Raw genomic sequence first — 22,378 nt, 5'->3', positions numbered from 1 at the left:
GATAGGGACTTGTTTAGAAGTAGGATAAGGCTTGTAATAGAAAAAAGTGACCTCTAATAAGAGACCACTTTCCACTATCTTCTCCGGTTTATTCCATCAAGCTTGACCGGTTCTGCTAAATATTGAATTCTTTCCAATACTCTGGCCGCTTTCACTTCTTCCTTCTCACCGCGCTGTGAAAAGGTTAAGTGATTTTCAAGGCCATTCATGTCAAAATTCGAAGTGAAAAACGTAGGCAGGTTTTCCAGCATCCTAAATTGCAAAATTGGCCCAAAGACTTCATCGCGGCCCCAGCTTGTCATAGACTCGGCTCCGATATCATCCAGCATAAGAACAGGTGCCGTTTTGACCATTTCAATTTTCTCATTGACGGTATTATCGCCAATCGAGCCCTTTAGTTCTCTTAAGTAGTCCGGTACATAGACGATTAGTGAGGATATTTGCCTTTCAGCGAGTTCATTGGCAATTGCCCCCAATAAATAAGTCTTGCCAACGCCGAACTTCCCATAAATATATAATCCTTTTTGTCTTTTACCCGGCTCATACTCCATAATGAATGACATCGCTTTACCTAAAACGCCTAAACGTTTGTTTTCATCATCCGTTTGTGAAAAGTCTTCAATGGTAGCCTTTAAAATATCCTTTGGCACATAAAGACTGCGAATCAATTTTTCGCGTTTTCGCTTTTCATCCTCTGCCAATTTCCGCGGACAGATTTCATAATTCAAATTAAGTGCCTTCCCTTGAACAACCAGTTTGGGATAATAGCCATGCATCATATTGATACAGCCATCCAAACTTGGACATTTATCACACTTATTACTTTGCGAAGTAAATTCATAAAGCTTCCCTAAGTTTTTATCAATCATTTCCTTCGTAACAGTCGAACTATTGGCATTCAAAAATAGCCGCACCTGTTCGTCTTCAAAAATTTCCTGTTTTAACTTTTCATAACGCTCCTGAAATTGGTTTGTATTAGCCAATTTATTAAGGGAACTATTAATCTTTTCCATCGTTCATTTCACCTCCAGCTTTCCACTGCTTCCATTTCTCCTGAAGCTCGCGTTTCTGTTCATTCAATTCAGGCTGATCCACTTTCTGCTCCTGCTGTGTTTCTTCTTTTTTCTCAAGCCATTCGGGAACCACTTCTTCCCGAATCGTCTTTTTCCGGCCGCCTTTTGCAACGTTTCTGCTTCCCTGAGCCCAATCCTGATATTTCCGGTGCTCTTTTTTAGCTAGTTCCATCGCTTCGATGACAGTAGACACCTTCAGACGTGCCCAATGGCCCGCCAGTTTTTCCACATAGCCCTTTGTGAATTTCATATCTGTTTTGAGCATAACATATTCAATTAAGACATTGACGACCCCCGGATTTAGCTTTTGGTTGATCATCACACCTTCTACCACTTTCAAATCACCGCTGGATGGCTCTGCACCGCCTGACAACTGCATCAGACGGTCGCGCGGGGAAATCGTCTCCAAATGACGGATTAGCTCTTGTTCCTGCGTTTTCGGTTCTTCTTTTTGTGTTCGTTCACGTATCGGCTGCACGCGATTGACAAGGGAAGGCATATCGGCCTGTCGCTCGATTTGGTACCAGTCCCTTGCCGCCTTTCTTAATATTTCCTCGTCGATCTCATCATCCAATGAAACGGCATCCATAACTAGTTTTTGCATTTCAAGCGGATCAATGCCATATAAAAAGGCAAGTTTGGCAATCGTACTTTTTATTTTCGGAGTAAAGGCCTTTTTCGGCACGATTGATGATTTTATTCCGGCTAACAAAAGGTCAAAATCAAATAAGCCGTCAAATCCCGATGGCTCGACTCCATCCGCTCGATTGATATATTGCTGTTCGGGCAAAGGTTTCCATTCGTTTTTCGCTTCATCTGTTACATATAAGGAGTCCAAATGATCTGATGAAAACACATCTGCAAAAGATTTTGTCACACTTTCATACTGATCCGTTAAAATGTGATCATCGCAAAAGAATCTCTTTAACCGGTTAAATTGTACTTTGCCAATTTTTTTGTATAAGTATATATTCAGCATACCATCAGTGAAAAACTGTTGAGGTGACAGCGGCGAATTCAATTCGTAAATAAATTCCTTCGTATCTTCTTTCGATTTCTTATACACATTCAGCAGTCCGATTCCCTCAAGCAAAAGGCGTGCTTCGTAAATATCGCCTAATTTAAGGCCAATTGTATTCATTAATTGATAATGTGAGGAAGCTTCCGACCAGAGCCGATTTTCCTCTAACTCACTCCATAACGTCATGTATAGGCTAATACAGATCGGTCCAATAAGAGGTTGATATAGTCGGGTTAGTATTTTCCGATCATAATCATGAAGCAGCCCCGCAGATGAAACCAAGTATGAATCCGCTGGGAGCAATTCTTGCCAATGCATTGACATCTCCATTCAAACCTTTCAAAAGATGTAGTGAAAAAAGAGCCAAAGTAAATCTTCAGCTCTACTTTCTTTCTTTATTTATTAAATCTTTCAATTCATCAATAAAGACATTAATATCTTTAAATTGTCGATATACGGAAGCGAATCTAACATAGGCAACCTCATCGACTTCTGCCAGTTTGTCCATCACCATTTCGCCGACATTGTCACTTTTCACTTCTGCGATGCCCTGGTTGCGCAATTCCTTTTCTACATAACTGGTAATTTGCTCCAATTCCTTTAGTGGAACTGGACGTTTTTCGCAGGCCCTGATTAAGCCACGTAGGATTTTATCACGACTGAACTCTTCCCGTGTCCCGCCTTTTTTCACTACAATCAGCGGCGTTTCCTCTACCTTTTCAAATGTCGTGAATCGAAAACCACATGCCTCACATTCACGGCGTCGTCGAATCGATTTACTTTCATCGACTGGCCTGGAATCGAGCACTCTTGTTCCATTATATTGACATGATGGGCATTTCATCATTATCAGCTCCGTATTTTATGTAGGACTCCCCTATCTAAATGTTCCCCAAGGATTTACTCTTCTATCTCAATCTTATATTAAAAGGAACAACCAGTACAAGTAAAAAGTGTAACTTCCAACAGTAGGCACTTTTTTGAAGGAGCGTTATCAGAGTCTTTATGCTTTTTACTAGTCACAATCTTTAGTTTAAAGCGGGCTTGCTAATTTATTGCATTAAAAAAGAGATGCACCCATGGCATCTCTGTGTATACGTTTTTTATAGGGCACTTATATTGGCTTTTTTCATTTGTACCGGACCTAATCCACGTGGAAGTTCAATGTTTTCACGTGTTTGCGCATTCAAAGCTTCAGCAATATAGTTTGCCGCAATATTCGGATCCAAATTACCACATGTATAGACATCAATGCTTGCATAGCCGTGTTCTGGAAAACTGTGAATCGTTAAATGTGATTCAGAAATGATGACAACCCCACTTACTCCTTGTGGAGCAAACTTGTGGAATGCTACTTCGCGAACCTCTGCACCTGACTTCAATGCAGCATCAACAAAAATCTTTTCAATCAAATCAATATTGTTCAGTTTTTCAAAGTCACAACCCCAAAGTTCAGAAATGACATGTCTACCCATTGTTTCCATAGTGTAAGCTGTTTCCATTTTAAGCTTCCCCCTTACCATGATTAAAAATTACATAACTTCTAACAACTACCACGGGGGAAAGTTAGTCCAAAGAGGTCCTAACCCTTTAAGTAGCCATCGTGCAAACTCTCTTTTGAAGAAGTTCACGATTCATAGTATATATTGTTTGAATTTTTTTTGCAACTGCCATTTTGAATTTTCGGCAAGATAATGTTTATACAAAAAAAATGTAAGGGCTTTCTTAATGAAGTCCTTGCCCTTTGAATCATTTCATAGCAGTTTATCACTTCGCAAAAAAAATTTCACATTAAACCGCTAAAAATAGAATTAAAAATTCGCTAAAAATAAACCCGAGCCCGCTAAAAGACTCAGCAGACTCGGGTTTATTCAACTAATTAGCAGATAATTGAACTTCTGAAGTTTTTTTCAACTCGGAAGCTACTAAATTTACAAGATCCACTACACGGTTTGAGTAACCCCACTCGTTATCATACCAAGCAAGGACTTTCACTTTTCTATTCCCAATCATCATCGTTGATAGACCATCGATGATTGCAGAGTGCGGATTAGTTTTGAAGTCACTCGAAACAAGAGGTTCTGTCGTGAATTCCATAATCCCTTTAAGTTCATTTTCTGATGCGTCAATGAATGCTTGGTTCACTTCATCAATCGTTACATCATGATTTAAGTCCACAACAAGATCGACTAAAGAAACGTTAGGTGTTGGTACACGTATCGCCATACCGTGAAGCTTGCCTTTTAATTGAGGCAAAACTAGAGAGATGGCTTTAGCCGCTCCTGTTGTCGTAGGAATGATACTTTCTGCAGCTGCACGAGCACGTCTTAAGTCTTTGTGCGGGTTATCGATATTATTTTGGTCATTTGTATAAGAATGAATCGTTGTCATTAAACCGTTGTCAATGCCGAATTTTTCATCGAGCACTTTCGCAACTGGTCCAAGGCAGTTAGTTGTACAAGATGCATTGGATATAACAAAATGCTTGTCAATTTCTAGCGCTTCCTGATTGACGCCCATTACAATGGTAACGTCTTCATTTTTACCCGGAGCGGATAAAATAACTCTTTTTGCCCCTGCATCTAAATGAAGAGCCGCTTTAGAACGATCATTGAATTTGCCCGTAGCTTCGATTACAATATCTATGTTCATCTCTTTCCAAGGCAATTGCTTTGGATCGCGGTTATTTATTAGTTGTACACGGCGGCCATTCACTACAAGTGAATCATCTTCCGCTACAATTATACCGTCGAATTTACCATGGATCGTATCATATTTTAGTAAGTGGGCTAAAGTTTCAGCAGGATAGCTTGCATTAATGGCAACAATGTCCAAACTCTCATCTAATATGGCCTTTCGGAAAACCATTCTTCCAATTCTCCCAAATCCGTTAATCGCTATTCTTGAATTCATTGTTCGGACCCTCCTGAAAATATTAATGTTATACTTATTACCTCTCATATGTAATTAGTATAACATAATTGAGTGCAATTGTGCTAATAAAAATGCGGATTGTTGTTATTTTTTCAAAATAAAAGGAAGAAACCATAAGGCTTCTCCCTTTTTTCTCATTTATAAGACATTCCAATTGCAAAGTACGGTTTTAACCTGCTTCTTTGTTTCCTCAAGATTCCCATTATTATCAATGACCGCATCCGCTAAAACTTTTTTATCAGCTAACGGCATCTGTGATTGAATTCTTGCAAGTGCATCTGTCTCTGATAATCCATTCCGGTTCATTAAGCGTTCCAATTGAACGCGCTCATCTACATATACCAATAGAGTCTTTTCAACCATGAATGTTAACTTACTTTCGAATAGGAGCGGAATATCCATAAATACCGTTTCTTCTCCTGCAGCGAGTGCCTTTTCCGTTTTTAGACGCATCCAATTCCTAACAGCAGGGTGCACGATACTATTTAAAAGCAATCTCTTTTCTTGATCATGAAATATAATAGACCCTAATTTCACCCGATCAATATTGCCATCCACCAATAAAATATCTTCACCAAAAGCTTTTACTACTTGATGGTAGGCTTCTTCACCCGGCTCTACGACTGCGCGGGAGGCCACATCTGCATCTACAATCGTGAAACCGAGTTCCTGTATATAAAGGCTGACGCTGCTTTTCCCGCTTGCAATCCCCCCGGTGATTCCAATGATTTGTCCCATAAGCTCCCCCTTTTAAATCAATTATTATAACTTGAATACACCAATTAAAATCAATAGCACGCCCGGAAGAAAGGTTAACTGCTGCACAATTTTATTATTTGAAAGCAATTTCCCGCTTTGAAGTCCGCTCCAAATGAAGATTGAACTCATTACAGCGATACATATTGCGAGAATAATCGGAGAAATCCCGATCATAGCTGCTCCAACTCCAGCTCCGAACGCATCAAGCGAAAGTGCAAACCCGAGAACAAGTGCTTCAACACCAGTAATTGTTCCTGATTTGTCAAAATCGGCATTCAATGGTTTTTGTAAAATATTTATGACTACTCCAAGTGATTTAATTTCAAAGTTAAAGATGATTTTTTCATGATATCTCTCGTCGTTCAATTCCTTATCAGGCTTAAAATACTGGTATACCATCCAGGCACCAAGAAAAATGAGAATGATGCCCCCAGTTTTTTCAGCCGCTCCGACAGAAATAAGCTGACTGATGAACTGCCCGATGACCATCGCAATGCCTAAACTCAGTGCCGAACAAAATGAAATGACCGCTATTGACTTTAAGGGGATTTTCATCTTTCGCATACCAAATGTCAAACCTACGCCAAAACCGTCAATACTTACTGCAAAAGCAAGAAAAATAATTTGTAGCCACATCGGAATTATTACTCCTTCCCTTCTCGTTGCTACCCTAGTATATGGAAGGAGCCCATCCGATGTGTTTGAAAAGACATTGACTACTTAAGTCGCTGACACAACGGGCATATATGTGTGCCGCGTCCGGCTACAACTAGCTTTTCAAGTGGTGTACCGCACGTTTTGCAGTTCTCTCCTTTACGTCCGTAAACATTAAGTTCTAACTGAAACATGCCGATTTGCCCTTGAGAGTTAATGTACGAACGAATCGTACTTCCCCCTTTTTCCACCGCTTCACCTAATGTTGCTATGATTTCGGAATGCAGCTTTTTAATTTCCTCTAACGTAAGTGAAGAAGCTATTCTCTCTGGATGAATCCCGGAACGGAATAAAGACTCGTCCACATATATATTTCCAATTCCAACGACAACAGTTTGATCTAGAAGAACTGGCTTAATCTTCCTACTAGTTCTTGCCAGCTTCGCACTAAGCCCCTCGACTGTAAACTCTTCTGATAGCGGTTCAGGACCTAAATGCGATAATGGCAACTGCTCAAGTTCTTCCCCTTTTGTAAATAAATGCATCGTCCCGAACTTCCGGACATCCCGGTACCTAAGTTCACTGTCATCCGTAAAAGTAAAAATAACATGAGTGTGCTTATCATACGGCTCTTCTTTTGGATGCACTCCGTATTTCCCTTCCATCCTTAAATGCGAAACCAATGCATAATCATCCAGTGTGAAAATGAGGAACTTGCCTCGACGGCCTATTCGCTGAATTGTCTGCCCTCTTAAAGCATCCTGAAACTGTTCGACAGGTTCAGGTGCTTTAATAATCTTAGGCCAGAAGACGGACACTTCCTTGATTTCTTTTCCAAGTACGAGCTGCTCTAACGTTCTTCTGACTGTTTCTACTTCAGGAAGTTCTGGCATTACTAATCACCTATCTTTTATTATTTGGCATCAAACCATGTTGGCCCGTAAGCATAATCCACTTTGAGAGGCACATTTAATTCAATAGCATTCTCCATTTCCTCTGGTACGATTTTCTTAAGGATTTCGAGTTCTTCCGGAGGTGTCTCAAAAATTAATTCATCATGCACCTGCAGAAGCATTCTCGTTTTTAGCCCCTCTTTTTTCAGACGCTTATTCATATTAATCATGGCAAGCTTGATGATATCTGCTGCACTGCCTTGAATTGGCGTGTTCATGGCTGTCCGTTCGGCAAAACTTCTAATGTTGAAATTACGGCTTGTAATCTCAGGAATATAACGCCTTCTTTGCAGCAAAGTCGTACTATATCCTTTTTGACGAGCTTCATGTATGCTTTCTTCCATATATTCCTGTACACCAGGAAAGCTTCTTAAATACTTCTCAATGAACTCTCCCGCTTCTTTTCTAGTAATGCCAAGGCTTTGTGAAAGTCCGTAGTCACTTATACCATAGACAATCCCAAAGTTAACCGCTTTTGCTTGGCGTCTCATGTTCGAAGTGACTTCCTCTGCTGATACATGGAAAACATCCATCGCTGTTTTTGTATGGATATCCATCCCTGCCTGAAACGCTTCAACTAGGCCGCTATCATTGGCGATATGTGCAAGCACTCGTAACTCGATCTGAGAATAGTCAGCAGCAAAAACAATCCAATCCTTTTCAGAAGGGATAAACGCCTGCCTGATTTTCCGGCCTTCCTCTAGCCTGATTGGGATGTTTTGAAGGTTAGGGTCTGTCGAGCTTAATCGGCCGGTCTGGGTTAATGCTTGGTTGAAACGAGTGTGTACCTTATCTGTTTTCCGATTGACTACTTTGAGCAAGCCTTCAATATAGGTGGATTGCAACTTACCAAGCTGACGGTAAAGTAAAATTTCTTTCACAATATTATGCTGGCTCTCCAATTTTTCCAGCACATCAGCTGACGTAGAATAGCCTGTTTTAGTTTTCTTCAATACTGGAAGCTCCAACTTTTCAAAAAGAATTACCCCAAGTTGTTTCGGTGAATTGATATTGAAAGCCTCTCCAGCCAGATCAAAAACTCGCCCTTCGATGGTTTTTAATCGAATAGCTAATTCCTGCCCCATGTTTTTCAGTCGTCCAATATCTACCTTAACACCCTGCCACTCCATATTAGCCAAGATAATGGACAAAGGCAGCTCAAGTTCCGTTAACAAATGGTATTGCTCAAACTCCTGCAGCTTTTCAACCATAGGTTCTTTTAAAGAAAAGATAGCCTTCGCTTTTCTGGCGATATGATCTCTCAATTCAGATTCTTCGGGTACCTTGCGTTTTGCACCTTTTCCATAAAAAACATCATCGGTTTCAAGACGTATGGTTCCTTGAGTTTTCGTGATTTCGGCCACTTCATCCACTGACTCTGCAGGATCTAAGATATATGATGCTAGAAACACATCAAAATCAATGCCTTTTATTTCAACTCCTCGATGGCGCAGTGCTACAACCGTGCGCTTTGCGTCAAAAACCGTTTTCTTTTTTGTTTCATCTTCTGCCCAAGATTTAAATATATCTGAAGTCAGTGCCGTCTCACCATGGAAGTAAAAATGGCCATTTTCATTGCTGACGGCTATTCCAAGAATGTCTGCATGATGATAATTATCTTCTAAGATTTCAACATATAAAGCACTTCCATCAGCAAACAACTCTGCAGTCATTTCCGAAGTGTGAACCTCAATTTTTTCTTGTTCAATCGGTACACTTTCTGAAACATCCAATTTATCGAGCAGCGTGGAAAAACCAAGCTCTTTATAAAATGAAATAACCCTTTCCTGGTCCATTCCGTTGTACTCGGTCTCATTGACCATAACTTGAATTGGCGCTTCCCTTGTAATCGTCGCAAGCTCTTTGCTTAACAAAGCAAGGTCTTTATGTTCTTCAATTTTTTCCTTCAATTTTTGACCGCTTACCTCATCAATCGAACTTAGCAGGTTCTCAACCGTTTCAAATTGGTGTAATAATTTAAGTGCCGTTTTTTCACCAACTCCCGGTATGCCAGGAATATTATCGGAAGCATCACCCATCAACCCTTTTAAATCAATGATTTGCAGGGGTGAAAGGCCGTATTTTTCATGTATATGCTTTGGTGTATATTCCTCAATTTCAGTGATTCCCTTTTTCGTGATTGAAACCGTCGTACTCGGGGAAGATAATTGGGTTAAATCTTTATCACCGGAAATGACTTTTACCTCAAAACCATCTCTTTCCGCCTGTAGAGACAGCGTACCGATAATATCATCGGCTTCGTAATTTTCCAATTCATACCTTTTTATTTGGAAACAGTCGAGCAACTCGCGGATAAAGGGGAATTGCTCGGATAATTCAGGCGGCGTTTTCTGGCGTCCACCCTTGTATTCTTTAAATGTCTCATGTCTGAATGTCGTTTTACCGGCATCAAAGGCCACAAGAATATGCGTTGGCTTTTCTTCTTCAAGAATGCGGTTAAGCATCATGGTAAATCCGTACACCGAATTCGTATGTACACCCTTATCATTATTCAAGAGCGGAAGCGCAAAAAATGCGCGGTAAGCAATACTATTTCCATCTATGAGTACTAACTTTTTATCCAAATTCGTCTTCCTCCAGTCACACAGGGTTATGTAGTTCAGCTTCTATTTATAAACGCAAAAAGCCGTGCATTTTCTTTCTCTATTCTACCATGAGTAGAAGTGGAAAGAAAAATGACGGCGACTATGCTATTTTGTATTTCCCATTAACAAGCTAGCGTACGGTGAATCTGATGGCAGAACGATGACCGTTTGATCACCAATCGTTTTTTTATAAGATTCAAGCGTACGGTATAGTTTATAGAAATCAGGATCTTTGGAAAACGACTTATTATAAATTTTCGCTGCTTCCCCTTCTCCCTCAGCCCGAATCACTTCTGCATCTGCCTCTGCAGTCGAAAGCAATTCTTTTACCTTTCGATCAGTATCCGCAATAATTCGGTTTTTCTTCGCATCTCCTTTGGATAGGTACTCTTGCGCTTTCGATTCGCGCTCGGAAATCATCCTTTTAAAGACGGATTCTTCATTTTCCGCAGGCAGATCCGTCCGTTTTATCCGGACATCAGTTAGGCTGATCCCGTAACTGTCTTTTTGTAGCAGTTCGTTAACTTTCTCCGTAATACGGTCGTTCAAGCTTCCCCTCGATGACTTCTCATCATTAATAATTTCATCATAATTCAACTGACCCAACTCTGAACGTACTGCCGAATAGATGAACTCTTCCATTCTCGTTTCCGCATTCTCGAGTGTCCTTGCATTGGTGATCAATTTTTTTGGGTCCTCTATCCTCCAGACCGCATAGTTATCGATGAGCATCCGCTTTTTATCTTTTGTATTGATTTCCGCCTCTGACACATCAGAACTCATTTGATATTTTGGCAGGGTAACCACACTTTGAATGAATGGTACCTTCGCCTTTAATCCTGGGGTTTTATCGATTCTAACCACCTCACCGAATTGGCGGACGACTTTATATTCACCCTCCTTGACGATATACACATTGGTGAAGATAATCAGCAGCAACACGATAAATATAATGAGGAAAATCCCTATTTTAACATAGCCTCCCCAGTGAAAATTACCTTTCCTCATCTCATTAAAATCAATTACTTTTCCGCTCATTGTTTGGTGCCTCCTTCCCCTGTCGCTTTTTCTTCAGGTACAGACTCCTTCTTCGTTTCTTCTTCAGGAATAGGCGTTTTTTTCGTTTCCTCTTTTTCTAGTGAGCGAAGTGGTAAGTACTTCATTGTATTTCCATCATCATTCATGATATAAATCTCTGCATTTGGCAATACTTCTTCAAGCGTTTCAATAATAAGACGGTCTTTTGTTATACCCTTATTGCCTTTATATTCACTATATAATTTTTCAAAGACCGCTACATCCCCACGAGCAGCCTCCGTACGAGCGGCTTTATCACCATTTGCTTGTGAGATAATGGCGTCTTTTTCCCCTTCAGCTTCATTAATACGTTTGTTTTCATATTTATCCGCTTCATTGCTTTTCGTATTCGCCGTTTCTCTAGCATCTGTGACATTCGTAAAGGCTTTCCGCACTTCTTCATTCGGTAACTCCACATCCTGGAGCTTAACCGCAGATATTGATATGCCTACATCATATTTCTCCATTAACTGTGATAGCAGTTCCCGGACATCTGCTTCAATTTGTGCTTTACCGGAAGTAAGTGCATCATCAATTTTCGTGCTTCCGATAATACTTCTTAAAGCAGCGGAAGTCGTGTCATATAAAATTTTCTCTGGATCATCTGCATTGTACAGGTATTTTGGAGGGTCTGTGATTTTCCATTGAACCACTAGGTCAGCAAGAACAATATTTTCATCCCCCGTAATCATCTTGGTCTCCCTCGGATAATCTGTTACCTCTCCATTCTCCTCCTTGTATCCAAATTTAAGACTGAATGTTTCTTTCGATAGTTTTTCAACCGACTGAATCGGCCAAGGCAGCTTAAAGTGAAGGCCTGGTTCTGTAATCGTCTGCTCTACCTTACCAAACGTCATAATGACAGCCTGATCGGATTCATCTACCGTGTACCAGGTCGATATCGCAACAACACCAAAAATTAAAATAAGAAATACTAGTCCTGTGATTGTATATATCCTTTTTAAACTGACGATATGTATCACCCCTTATTTGCCGTTATATCTTATTTACGCAAGGAAGGGTCTAAAGTTTCATAAAAATCAAATATTTTCCTAATGAAAATAGTATAGAAGGTAGGTAAAGAGGAATATAGTCAAAAGAAAAGACAGAGACTTAGTGTCTCTGTCTTCGCCTAACTCCTTGGATGAGGGGTTGTACAACCATTTTAACCCTCCATTATGAAGTCAGTTTAAATAAATTGTAAAGGACATGTAAATTCACACAATTCCTACACTTTTCCTTTTAAGCTTTTATTTAACGTTACCGTAAAAGTCGTACCCGATCCCGGCGTACTTTCTACTTTGATTTTACCTTTATGGACTTCTATAATATGCTTGACGATAGCGAGTCCGATGCCTGTTCCTCCTGAATCACGACTCCTTGCCTTATCAATGCGATAAAACCGTTCAAATATTCTTGGAAGTTCTTTTTCTTCAATACCGATACCGCTATCTTGGACTATAATATCCACCGTTTGTTCATTTTCAGTGACGTTCACGGTGACCCACCCTCCATTTGGTGTATATGTCAACGCGTTAGTAATCAAATTAATGAAAACCTGTTTGATCCTGTCTGATTCCCCTTCAATAAAAACAGGTTCCGAAGAAGCTTTTATCTCAAGAGAAACTTCTTTTTCCTTCAATTTACCAATAAGCATCTCTTGTATATCACCAAGAACATTTGTAATATCCACGACGCCTGTTTTTAAAACAAATTCCTGTTGCTCCATTTTTGATAAATTAAGAAGTTCCTGAATGAGTTCTTGCAGCCGATCACTTTCTTTCAAGATAATGGATAAAAAGTGCTTCAATGTTTTTTCGTCTTTTAAAGCCCCATCGAGCAACGTTTCTGAAAAGCCCTTGATAGAAGTAATCGGTGTTCTCAGTTCATGGGATACATTGGCCACAAAATCCTTCCGCATTTGCTCGAGCCTTTTCAATTCGGTAATATCATGGAAAATGAGGAGAATCCCCTTCCATTCGTCATGAGTACCGATAATCGGAGCCCCGTATATCTCAAAATGCTTACGTTCAATAGCAAGTGGTATTTTCACTTGGCGTTTTATTGTCTTTTCCGTCCGGAAAATTTCTTCTATTATAGAAATGACTTCTTGATCTTTAATGACCGAGTAAAATACTTGAAACAAAAACGTAGCCGAGTTTACACCGAAGCTTTTTTTGAATTCCCGGTTAATTAAGGTCGTATAGCCTTTACTGTCGATTAATAGGACACCACTACCGATATTTTCAACCAGTGTTTCCAAACGATCCTGATTCATTTCCCTCGCCGTTTCTGTTTCCTGTAAATTCCTCGCTAATATGTTTAGCGAAGTCGTGAGCATCCCTGTTTCATCAGAATGCTGCTCGAATGTCCGAGTTCTATAATTCCCCTTTGCCAATTCAATGGCTGCCATCGTTGCTTCCTCAATCGGCCGGGTATAATAAGAAGTGATTTTACTCGCAAGCATGAGGATAATGATCAAGGCTACCCCTAAACAAATGATCAATATTTGCCACATTTGCTTATTAACTTGGTGGATGGCCTCTATTTCGTTGCTATGAACGACAAAGCCTTCAATTTCTCCATCCTTTTCAACCGTTTTCCAATAATAATGGAGATCCGATTCTCCCTCGATAACTTCATATCCTTCTTCTTGCTTAAGACCTTTTTCCAAGATGATCTTTCGAAGGATATTGGCATGGTTTTTATGTAGCTCATTTGACGATGTTGAATCGTATAAAATCTCTCCACTCGCTGAGAGGATGGTTAAGTTGGAATCTAACAGGGGTGTTAATTTTGCCGTTTTCCCTTCTTCCAAAAAGGATGTGATCCCCCCATGCTCCTGAATATATGTAGAAATGAAAAATGTTTCGTTCTGTATACGCTCATTAAATGTTTTAATATAATAGCTTTTGAACAAATGTCCCAATAAAAAGCCCACGGCCATCATGACGACCATCACCAACATGATGAGAGTATAAAGAAGCTTTTTACGATAGGTGGTCATTCTTTTTTGGCTCCTCAAGCTTATAACCCAAGCCCCTGATCGTTTTGATATAAAGAGGTTTTCTTGTATCTTGCTCTATTTTTTCACGAAGGTGGCTAATATGGACATCAACGATTCGCGAATCTCCTGCAAAATCGTAATTCCAAACCGCACTTAAGAGCTGATCTCTCGTTAAAACTCTTCCTTTATTCTTTGCAAGGTATAAAAGTAATTCAAATTCCTTTGGAGTTAATTCTAATTGTTGTTCATCAAAGAATGCTTCGTAACGTTCAGGATAGACTTTCAAGCCGCCTAATTTTAGGAACCCATCTTCCTGATCAAGATTTGTTTCACTGCCATTCGATTGAAGCTGGGATCTTCTTAGTATTGCCTTAATTCGGGCAACCACCTCACGTGGACTAAAAGGTTTGGTTAAGTAATCATCCGCCCCTAGTTCAAGACCAAGCACTTTGTCAAATTCATCGTCCTTAGCTGTCAGCATCAAAATTGGTATATTGATTTTTTGCTGACGAAGCTGTTTACACACTTCAAGCCCATCCATTTTAGGCAACATCAGATCCAATACGACTAAATCCGGTCGTATATCCACAGCAGCCTGCAGACCTTCTTCCCCATCTAAAGCTGTAACTACTGAATAGCCTGCCTGTTCTAAATTATACTGAAGTAAGGTAACTATTGATTGTTCATCATCCACTACGAGAATTTTCTTTGACATTAGATCCTCCTGAATTATGTATTACCCCTGAGACTTTTTTCAGTCTACTCATCCAACTCTATTATAAAGAATATTATATGAAATTTACACATAAAAAAAACATCATTGAAAAGTAATCCTACCATTAGCAGGGATCATCGTCTCCTTTATGGTTATTAAACATGGATTAATTAAGTCCCGGTTAAGAAACGGCCAGAAAAAAAACTACCCGGTTGGATGTGAGGATATGGCCTTAGCTTAGCCTTCCCTTTCATTCTTCCGGGCAGTCTTATTAAGATGCTTTCAATGTCTCTTATTGTAAAACTTTCATTACTGCTTTAACTGATTCAACTGATTTAGAAAGTGATGCTTTTTCGTCTTCAGTTAATTCAAGTTCGATAATTTGTTCGATACCATTTGCGCCTAGTACAGTTGGCACGCCAAGGTAGATTCCTTCGAATCCGTATTCGCCTTCAAGGTAAGCGATAGAAGGTAGAACGCGACGTTGGTCTTTAAGGATAGCTTCAGCCATTTCTACTAGAGCTGCAGCCGGTGCATAATATGCACTTCCGTTTCCAAGAAGGTTAACGATTTCTCCGCCACCAGTACGTGTACGAGCAACGATTGCTTCTAAACGATCTTGAGGAATCAATGTTTCCAAAGGAATTCCTCCAGCGTATGAGTAACGTACTAGAGGAACCATATCGTCACCGTGTCCACCAAGAACGAAACCAGTTACATCTTTAACAGATAGGTTTAATTCTTGAGCCACGAAAGTACGGAAACGAGCTGTATCAAGTACACCAGATTGTCCAATTACGCGTTCTTTAGGGAAACCTGATTCTTTATAAACAGTGTATGTCATTGCGTCTACTGGGTTTGTTAAAACGATGATGGTTGTATTTGGAGAATATTTAACCACTTCTTTAGTTACAGATTTCATAACTTTTTGGTTAGTTTGAACTAAGTCGTCACGGCTCATACCAGGTTTACGAGCGATACCAGCAGTGATGATAACTACGTCAGAATCAGCTGTATCTGCATAGTTTGAAGTACCGATGATGTTAGCGTCAAAACCTTGAACTGGAGCTGCTTCCGCCATATCAAGTGCTTTACCTTTTGTTGGGTTTTCTGCTTGTGGAATATCAACTAAAACGATATCACCAAGTTCTTTTTGAGCTGCTAGGAATGCTGCTGTTGCTCCAGTGAAACCAGCACCAACTACTGTAATTTTTTTGCGTTTAGACATGTTATTTCCTCCTTAAAATATGTAAATATTTTTGGAAACTTTTAACGTCTTTATCCACACATATATATAAAGCTCCCTGAAAAAGAAGACCGTATCGGCTCTTTTCCAGAAAGCATCATAAGTAATTATTTAAGGTTTTTGATAAGTTCGTCAGCGAACTCAGAGCATTTAACTTCTGTTGCACCTTCCATTAGGCGGGCAAAGTCATATGTTACAACTTTAGAAGCAATTGTTTGTTCTACTGATTTTGTGATGCTGTCTGCAGCTTCGTTCCAACCAAGGTGTTCAAGTAAAAGAACGCCTGAAAGAAGAACTGAAGATGGGTTAACTTTATCAAGACCAGCGTATTTAGGAGCTGTTCCATGAGTTGCTTCGAAGATAGCATGTCCAGTTTCGTAGTTGATGTTTGCTCCTGGAGCAATACCAATTCCGCCAACTTGTGCAGCAAGTGCATCAGAAATGTAATCTCCGTTTAAGTTCATTGTTGCAACAACATCAAACTCTTTAGGACGAGTTAGGATTTGTTGTAAGAAGATATCAGCAATAGAATCTTTAACGATGATTTTGCCTTCAGCTTCAGCAGCAGATTGTGCTTTGTTAGCAGCTTCAGTGCCTTCAGCTTCTTTAATTTGATCATATTGGTTCCAAGTGAATACTTTCTCAGCGAATTCTTGTTCTGCAACTTCATAACCCCAAGTTTTGAATGCGCCTTCTGTAAATTTCATGATGTTACCTTTATGAACAAGAGTTAATGATTTACGGCCTTCTTTGATCGCATAGTTAAGGGCAGAGCGAACAAGACGTTTTGTTCCTTCTTCAGAAATTGGTTTAATACCAATACCAGAAGTTTCAGGGAAACGAATATTTTTAACACCGAATTCATTTTGTAGGAAATCGATTAATTTTTTCGCTTCGTCAGAACCTTTTGCATATTCGATACCAGCATAGATGTCTTCAGTGTTTTCACGGAAGATAACCATGTCAGTGTCTTCAGGACGTTTAACTGGTGAAGGTACACCATCAAAGTAACGTACTGGACGTAGACATACGAATAAGTCTAATACTTGACGTAATGCAACGTTCAATGAGCGGATTCCGCCACCGATTGGTGTTGTAAGAGGTCCTTTAATAGCGATTAGATATTCATTAATGACATCAAGAGTTTCTTGTGGAAGCCATTCGCCTGTTTGGTCAAATGCTTTTTGTCCAGCTAAAACTTCTTTCCATTCGATTTTCTTTTCGCCATTGTATGCTTTTTCAACAGCTGCGTCTAAAACGCGTGAAGCTGCTGCCCAGATATCAGGACCGATTCCGTCTCCCTCAATATAAGGAACGATTGGGTTGTTTGGTACGTTAAGAGCACCGTTAGTAACTGTGATTTTTTGGCTTTGTGTCATGTCTCTTTACCTCCGATTCAAATTCAAAGGTTAGCTGGCCGCTTAATTTAAGCTGAACCACTAACCTTTTTTACTCACATCTATTAATTTACTACAAAATCGATGAAATAAAAAATAAAATTTCGAAAAAACTTTTAACTATTCAAAAATTATCGGTTTTCAATCGGTACGTATTTTTGCATACCTGGTCCAACATACTCTGCACGTGGACGGATCAGACGGTTGTTTGAATATTGCTCTAGGATATGAGCAATCCAGCCTGAAGCACGGCTTACAGCAAAGATTGGTGTAAATAGGTCATGCTCGATACCTAAACTGTGGTATACAGAAGCAGAGTAGAAATCAACGTTTGGTGGAAGATTTTTTTGACCAGTTACAATTTCATGAATTTTGATAGACATATCGTAGTATTGTGGTTGACCAGTAAGTTCAGTCAATTTTTGAGACATTTCTTTAAGGTGTTTAGCACGTGGATCACCTTTACGGTATACACGGTGGCCAAAGCCCATGATTTTTTCTTTATTAGCTAATTTTTCGTTGATATAAGGCTCAACGTTTTCTACAGAACCAATTTCTGTAAGCATTTTCATAACTTGTTCGTTAGCTCCGCCGTGAAGAGGGCCTTTTAATGCGCCGATAGCAGAAGTCACGCCAGAATAGATATCAGATAATGTAGCCACACAAACACGTGCAGTGAATGTAGAAGCGTTTAATTCATGGTCAGCATGTAGAACTAATGCTTTGTTGAATGCTTCTTCTTCGATTGCTGTTGGTTCATTACCGCTTAACATATATAAGAAGTTAGCAGCAAAGCTTAGATCAGTACGTGGTGCAACCGCTTCTTTTCCTTGACGGATACGAGCGAAAGTTGTTACCAGTGTAGGGATTTTTGCTTGGATGCGGATTGCTTTACGATAGTTAGCGTCTTCACTCATTACATCTGCTTCTTCATCATAAAGACCAAGAAGAGATACTGCTGTACGAAGAGCTCCCATTGGATGTACTTTATCAATTGGGTATGTTTTGAAATGATTAACCACTTCAGCTGGAATTGCAGCATTTTCAGCAAGTAGTTTAGTTAATTCTTCTAATTGGCTTTTGTTTGGAAGAGCTCCATGCCATAAAAGATAGATTACTTCCTCGAATGTTGCGTTTACAGCTAAATCATCGATATCATAACCTACATACGTTAACGTATCATCGATAATAGAGCTTACTGATGAAGTTGTTGCTACCACACCTTCAAGACCTTTTGTTGCTGTCATACTAAATCTCTCCTTTTCCTAAGTATTCCCCTATGCCCTTGCTTATTGCGTATAAATATAGCGCTTCCATGAAATTAGCTATTGAATACAACCATCTATTTTTTAGCAGAAGACATACATCTTGTATTGGAAGCGTTCACAGAATATGACCCCAACAATAGTAAAATGTACGATAATCCTTTATACGAAATTCTAAAAATAATGCTTGTAGCTATTCCTAGTGAGCGCTTGCTCAATAACTACATCTCTTTTTAAGATTCCTCAAAAATATCAATGATATTCTGAATCCCATTTTTAATAAACCAGAGCAGTTACATGATTATTATAAACAATAAACACTTTTTTGGGAATCAAAAGCACCTAAAATGTGAAAAAATTATTATTTTATTAGAAAAATTAGCTACATATTCTCTTGCTTTTTTTAATGGGATTCCAAACGTTTTTTTGAAAATTTGTTACAAAGCAGAATAATCGAAACATTAAATAGAATTTTTTCATTTCCGCTCTTACAATCCATTCTATCACTTACCATTTTGCTCATTTGAAAAAATCAAAGATTTGCATGCATAGATAAGCAATTCCTGCCCCAATTAACGGTCCAACAGCGACACCTTTGAATAATGCGACCGCAAGAATCGTCCCAAAAACAAGAGCCGTTGTAATATGAGGATCATGTGAAAGGAGGGTAATTCCATTTTTCGCTATAAGTGCAACAGCTATTCCAGATGCGAGCGCAATCCAGGCATAAGGTGACTTTATGGCGTCACCCAGTTCCTTGAAACCAATCGCTCCATTTGCAATGGGGATTAGCACTGAAATCGTAATGATGGTGACGCCTAAGTTGATCCCTTTCGCTTCTAAATATGGAAACACTTTTGTATCAAGGCCGATGAGTTTCATGAGTAAAAGAAAACCCGCAGCCGCAATCAGTGATGTGTTTTTTCCAACCCAACCGATAACTGCAAGTAAAATTAAAAATACGACAGGACCGTTTATCATTCTCCCTTCACCTTCTTTCTTTTTGTTATTTTAACATAACAACCTCCACTCTTTCTCAATAGGAGATTGATTTATAAAACGATACTAAAACGGAAAAAAATTAAGCAGAAAGACGAAAGAATCTTTCCTTTCTTTTCCAACGTCGTTACAATTATAATACAAAGTTTATGTTAGAAGGAGGGGATGTCTTGAATCCTGTTTATATTTATCGTTTCATTCGTTCTTTACTGGTCATCGGAGGCATAATTTTAGGTGGAATTGCCTTGTTCTATTTATCTAAATATACATATCCATTCATTATTGCCATGATTATTGCTTTCTTGATGAACCCTCTGGTTACTTTTTTTGAAAAGAAAGGCCGGTTACCAAGAGGATTGGCTGTGTTCGTTTCCCTTTTACTCATTTTTCTTTTATTTGCAGGACTCATTACCCTGCTGGTTACTGAAATTATTTCAGGTACCAATTACCTTGCTGGTGTCATACCTCAACATATTGAAACTATAGTAGATTATATCGAAACATACATCGCGACCACTATCATCCCTTTATATAATCAAACAACCGCTATGTTCAATAATTTAGATATCGAGCAGCAAGACACCGTCCTCAAGAATATCCAGAATATTGGCGAATCCATCACTACCGGTGTCAGTAGTTTTATTCAAGCGTTCTTAAAAAATATTCCCGCAATCATCGGCTGGTTTCCAACTACAGCAACAGCACTCCTCTTTACCCTACTGGGCACTTTCTTCATTAGTAAAGATTGGGATCACTTCGGCCGCATAACGGGAAAGTTTTTACCTGATAAGATTTTTGCAGGTGCCAAGCGTTTATTCCGGGATTTAAAACGAGCTTTATTCGGGTTTATCCGGGCACAATTCACACTTGTTTCATTGACAACGGTTACGATCTTGATTGGTTTACTCATTTTAGGAGTGAACTATTCAATTACCATTGCATTAATTTGCGGATTGGTTGATATCATTCCCTATTTGGGTACCGGGACCATATTTATTCCATGGATTATTTTTGAATTCATTACAGGGAATACTAGCCTTGCAATTGGTTTGTCTGTGCTTTACATTATCGTAGTTGTCCAGCGTCAATTAATTGAGCCCAAAGTTCTTTCTTCTAGTATCGGATTGGATCCACTTGCTACTCTCGTTGCTTTATTCATCGGTTTCAAATTAATCGGTTTTCTGGGACTGATTGCAGGGCCAGTGGTCCTTGTCATATTTAATACACTTCAGCGCGCCCATGTCTTTAAGGCCATATGGGCATTTATTATCGGAGCGGATACAAATAAGACCACCTAAAGCTTTAGAGTTAACTTTTAATCAGAAATCTCTCGTTCCTATAAAAAGTCCGCCTCGAGTTTGAGGCGGATTTTTTTATAGTCTATCTATTATTTTGAAGTCTCAAATTGTTCTGCTTCAGTAGAGCCAGCAAGTGCTGTTGTAGATGATGTTCCACCAGAAACTACTTGTGCTACTTCATCAAAGTAACCAGTTCCAACTTCACGTTGGTGACGAGTTGCAGTATAGCCGTCAATTTCACTAGCGAATTCTGCTTGTTGAAGTTCTGAGTATGCAGCCATTCCACGGTCTTTATAACCAAGAGCAAGGTTGAACATGCTGTGATTCAATGAGTGGAAACCTGCAAGCGTTACGAACTGGAATTTATAACCCAATTTACCCAATTCAACCTGGTAGCTAGCAATTTCTTCATCACTTAATTTTGCTTTCCAGTTAAATGATGGTGAACAGTTGTAAGCAAGTAGTTTACCAGGGAACTCTGCATGAATCGCTTCAGCAAATCGGCGAGCATCTGCTAGGTTTGGTTCAGAAGTCTCGCACCAGATAAGATCAGCATATGGTGCATATGCTAGACCACGTGCAATCGCTTGGTCAAGACCTGCGTTTGTACGGTAGAATCCTTCTGGAGTCCGTTCACCTGTGATGAAAGGTGCATCAACCGGATCGATATCATCCGTGATCAAGTCTGCAGCATCTGCATCAGTACGAGCAATTAAGATAGTTGGTGTTCCCATTACGTCTGCTGCTAAACGGGCTGATACTAAGTTACGTACTGCCGTTTGCGTTGGAAGAAGAACTTTACCGCCTAAATGACCACATTTTTTCTCGGAAGATAGTTGGTCTTCAAAGTGAACGCCAGCAGCTCCAGCTTCAATCATACCTTTCATTAGTTCGAATACGTTAAGAGCACCCCCGAAGCCTGCTTCAGCATCTGCTACGATTGGAGCAAACCAATCAATATCATCTTTTCCTTCAGCAAAGCTAATTTGGTCAGCACGTTGCAGTGTTTGATTAATGCGTTTAACAACCTGTGGTACAGAGTTAGCTGGGTATAAGCTTTGGTCAGGGTACATTTGTCCAGCGATATTAGCATCAGCAGCTACCTGCCAGCCACTTAAGTAGATTGCTTTTAAACCAGCTTTTACTTGTTGCATTGCTTGGTTACCAGTTAATGCTCCTAGTGCGTTAATGAAATCCTCTGTATTTAAAAGGTTCCATAGTTTTTCAGAACCTCGGCGAGCTAATGTTTGCTCGATATCGATAGAACCTCTTAATTTGATAACTTCTTCAGCAGAATAAGGCCGTTTAATTCCAGTCCAGCGTGCGTCATTTTCCCAGCTTTGTTGTAGTTGTTGCGCTCTTTCATTAGTCATT

The 22,378-nt window shown here is 39.6% G+C and carries 19 protein-coding genes; 1 reads left to right on the top strand and 18 read right to left on the bottom strand.

All coding sequences use genetic code 11. From position 1 onward, the window contains the following. Positions 1 to 74: 74 nt before the first annotated feature. From dnaI to JFU50_RS17005, 17 genes are all read right to left on the bottom strand, one after another. Positions 75 to 1,013, bottom strand: coding sequence for a primosomal protein DnaI (gene dnaI / locus JFU50_RS17085; protein ID WP_053347256.1), 939 nt, complete (start codon positions 1,011 to 1,013; stop codon positions 75 to 77). Continuing rightward, entirely contained in the window at positions 1,000 to 2,418 is a 1,419-nt protein-coding gene (locus tag JFU50_RS17080) for a replication initiation and membrane attachment family protein (protein ID WP_201223414.1), read from the bottom strand. Before JFU50_RS17080 ends, dnaI begins: the two co-directional genes overlap by 14 nt. Before the next feature lie 58 nt (positions 2,419 to 2,476). Continuing rightward, complete coding sequence (gene nrdR / locus JFU50_RS17075; protein ID WP_053347258.1) at positions 2,477 to 2,938, bottom strand: transcriptional regulator NrdR; 462 nt, start codon at positions 2,936 to 2,938, stop codon at positions 2,477 to 2,479. A 259-nt stretch (positions 2,939 to 3,197) separates the two neighbouring features. Beyond that, positions 3,198 to 3,578 carry an adenosylmethionine decarboxylase gene (speD, locus tag JFU50_RS17070; RefSeq protein ID WP_053348147.1) on the bottom strand — a complete coding sequence of 127 codons (381 nt, stop codon included), beginning with the start codon at positions 3,576 to 3,578 and terminating at the stop codon, positions 3,198 to 3,200. A 391-nt stretch (positions 3,579 to 3,969) separates the two neighbouring features. Beyond that, the gene (locus tag JFU50_RS17065; protein WP_201223413.1) at positions 3,970 to 5,007 is read right to left on the bottom strand and encodes a glyceraldehyde-3-phosphate dehydrogenase; all 1,038 of its coding nucleotides are present in this window, start codon (positions 5,005 to 5,007) and stop codon (positions 3,970 to 3,972) included. A gap of 159 nt (positions 5,008 to 5,166) precedes the next feature. Beyond that, positions 5,167 to 5,766 carry a dephospho-CoA kinase gene (coaE, locus tag JFU50_RS17060; protein WP_201186148.1) on the bottom strand — a complete coding sequence of 200 codons (600 nt, stop codon included), beginning with the start codon at positions 5,764 to 5,766 and terminating at the stop codon, positions 5,167 to 5,169. A 24-nt stretch (positions 5,767 to 5,790) separates the two neighbouring features. Then, on the bottom strand, positions 5,791 to 6,423 hold the full coding sequence (gene ytaF / locus JFU50_RS17055) for a sporulation membrane protein YtaF (RefSeq protein ID WP_201186149.1): 633 nt from the start codon (positions 6,421 to 6,423) through the stop codon (positions 5,791 to 5,793). Positions 6,424 to 6,503: 80 nt separating this feature from the next. Next, positions 6,504 to 7,334 carry a DNA-formamidopyrimidine glycosylase gene (mutM, locus tag JFU50_RS17050; RefSeq protein WP_201223412.1) on the bottom strand — a complete coding sequence of 277 codons (831 nt, stop codon included), beginning with the start codon at positions 7,332 to 7,334 and terminating at the stop codon, positions 6,504 to 6,506. A gap of 20 nt (positions 7,335 to 7,354) precedes the next feature. After that, positions 7,355 to 9,979, bottom strand: coding sequence for a DNA polymerase I (gene polA / locus JFU50_RS17045; protein ID WP_201186151.1), 2,625 nt, complete (start codon positions 9,977 to 9,979; stop codon positions 7,355 to 7,357). Positions 9,980 to 10,105: 126 nt separating this feature from the next. Beyond that, a complete protein-coding gene (gene hflC / locus JFU50_RS17040; RefSeq protein WP_201186152.1) occupies positions 10,106 to 11,038 on the bottom strand; it encodes a protease modulator HflC in 933 nt (310 codons plus the stop codon). Beyond that, positions 11,035 to 12,051, bottom strand: a complete 1,017-nt coding sequence (gene hflK, locus JFU50_RS17035; protein ID WP_201187983.1) for an FtsH protease activity modulator HflK — start codon at positions 12,049 to 12,051, stop codon at positions 11,035 to 11,037. Before hflK ends, hflC begins: the two co-directional genes overlap by 4 nt. A 254-nt stretch (positions 12,052 to 12,305) precedes the next feature. Continuing rightward, on the bottom strand, positions 12,306 to 14,084 hold the full coding sequence (pnpS, locus tag JFU50_RS17030; RefSeq protein ID WP_056529297.1) for a two-component system histidine kinase PnpS: 1,779 nt from the start codon (positions 14,082 to 14,084) through the stop codon (positions 12,306 to 12,308). Then, on the bottom strand, positions 14,068 to 14,799 hold the full coding sequence (locus tag JFU50_RS17025; RefSeq protein ID WP_201186155.1) for a response regulator transcription factor: 732 nt from the start codon (positions 14,797 to 14,799) through the stop codon (positions 14,068 to 14,070). The genes pnpS and JFU50_RS17025 overlap by 17 nt, the downstream gene beginning before the upstream one ends. Before the next feature lie 292 nt (positions 14,800 to 15,091). Beyond that, complete coding sequence (gene mdh / locus JFU50_RS17020) at positions 15,092 to 16,027, bottom strand: malate dehydrogenase (protein WP_201223411.1); 936 nt, start codon at positions 16,025 to 16,027, stop codon at positions 15,092 to 15,094. Between the two features lie 125 nt (positions 16,028 to 16,152). Next, the gene (icd, locus tag JFU50_RS17015) at positions 16,153 to 17,424 is read right to left on the bottom strand and encodes an NADP-dependent isocitrate dehydrogenase (RefSeq protein ID WP_053347268.1); all 1,272 of its coding nucleotides are present in this window, start codon (positions 17,422 to 17,424) and stop codon (positions 16,153 to 16,155) included. 149 nt (positions 17,425 to 17,573) lie between these two features. Next, positions 17,574 to 18,689: a citrate synthase gene (citZ, locus tag JFU50_RS17010; protein ID WP_201186157.1), complete on the bottom strand. Its 1,116-nt coding sequence runs from the start codon at positions 18,687 to 18,689 to the stop codon at positions 17,574 to 17,576. A 537-nt stretch (positions 18,690 to 19,226) separates the two neighbouring features. Beyond that, the gene (locus JFU50_RS17005; RefSeq protein WP_053347270.1) at positions 19,227 to 19,688 is read right to left on the bottom strand and encodes a DUF441 domain-containing protein; all 462 of its coding nucleotides are present in this window, start codon (positions 19,686 to 19,688) and stop codon (positions 19,227 to 19,229) included. Between the two features lie 188 nt (positions 19,689 to 19,876). On the opposite strand from JFU50_RS17005, the gene ytvI reads away from it, so the two are divergent. Further along, positions 19,877 to 21,004, top strand: coding sequence for a sporulation integral membrane protein YtvI (gene ytvI, locus JFU50_RS17000; RefSeq protein WP_201186159.1), 1,128 nt, complete (start codon positions 19,877 to 19,879; stop codon positions 21,002 to 21,004). A gap of 89 nt (positions 21,005 to 21,093) precedes the next feature. Here ytvI and aceA read toward each other — a convergent pair whose 3' ends face one another. After that, on the bottom strand, positions 21,094 to 22,377 hold the full coding sequence (gene aceA / locus JFU50_RS16995) for an isocitrate lyase (RefSeq protein WP_053347272.1): 1,284 nt from the start codon (positions 22,375 to 22,377) through the stop codon (positions 21,094 to 21,096). Position 22,378 lies beyond the last annotated feature (1 nt).

This window comes from Peribacillus sp. TH14, from assembly GCF_016651145.1.
In the GTDB taxonomy this organism is placed as follows: Bacteria; Bacillota; Bacilli; order Bacillales; family DSM-1321; genus Peribacillus; species Peribacillus butanolivorans.
The sequence above is the reverse complement of the archived record's forward strand: the minus strand, read 5'-3'. Positions and strand labels throughout refer to the sequence as shown.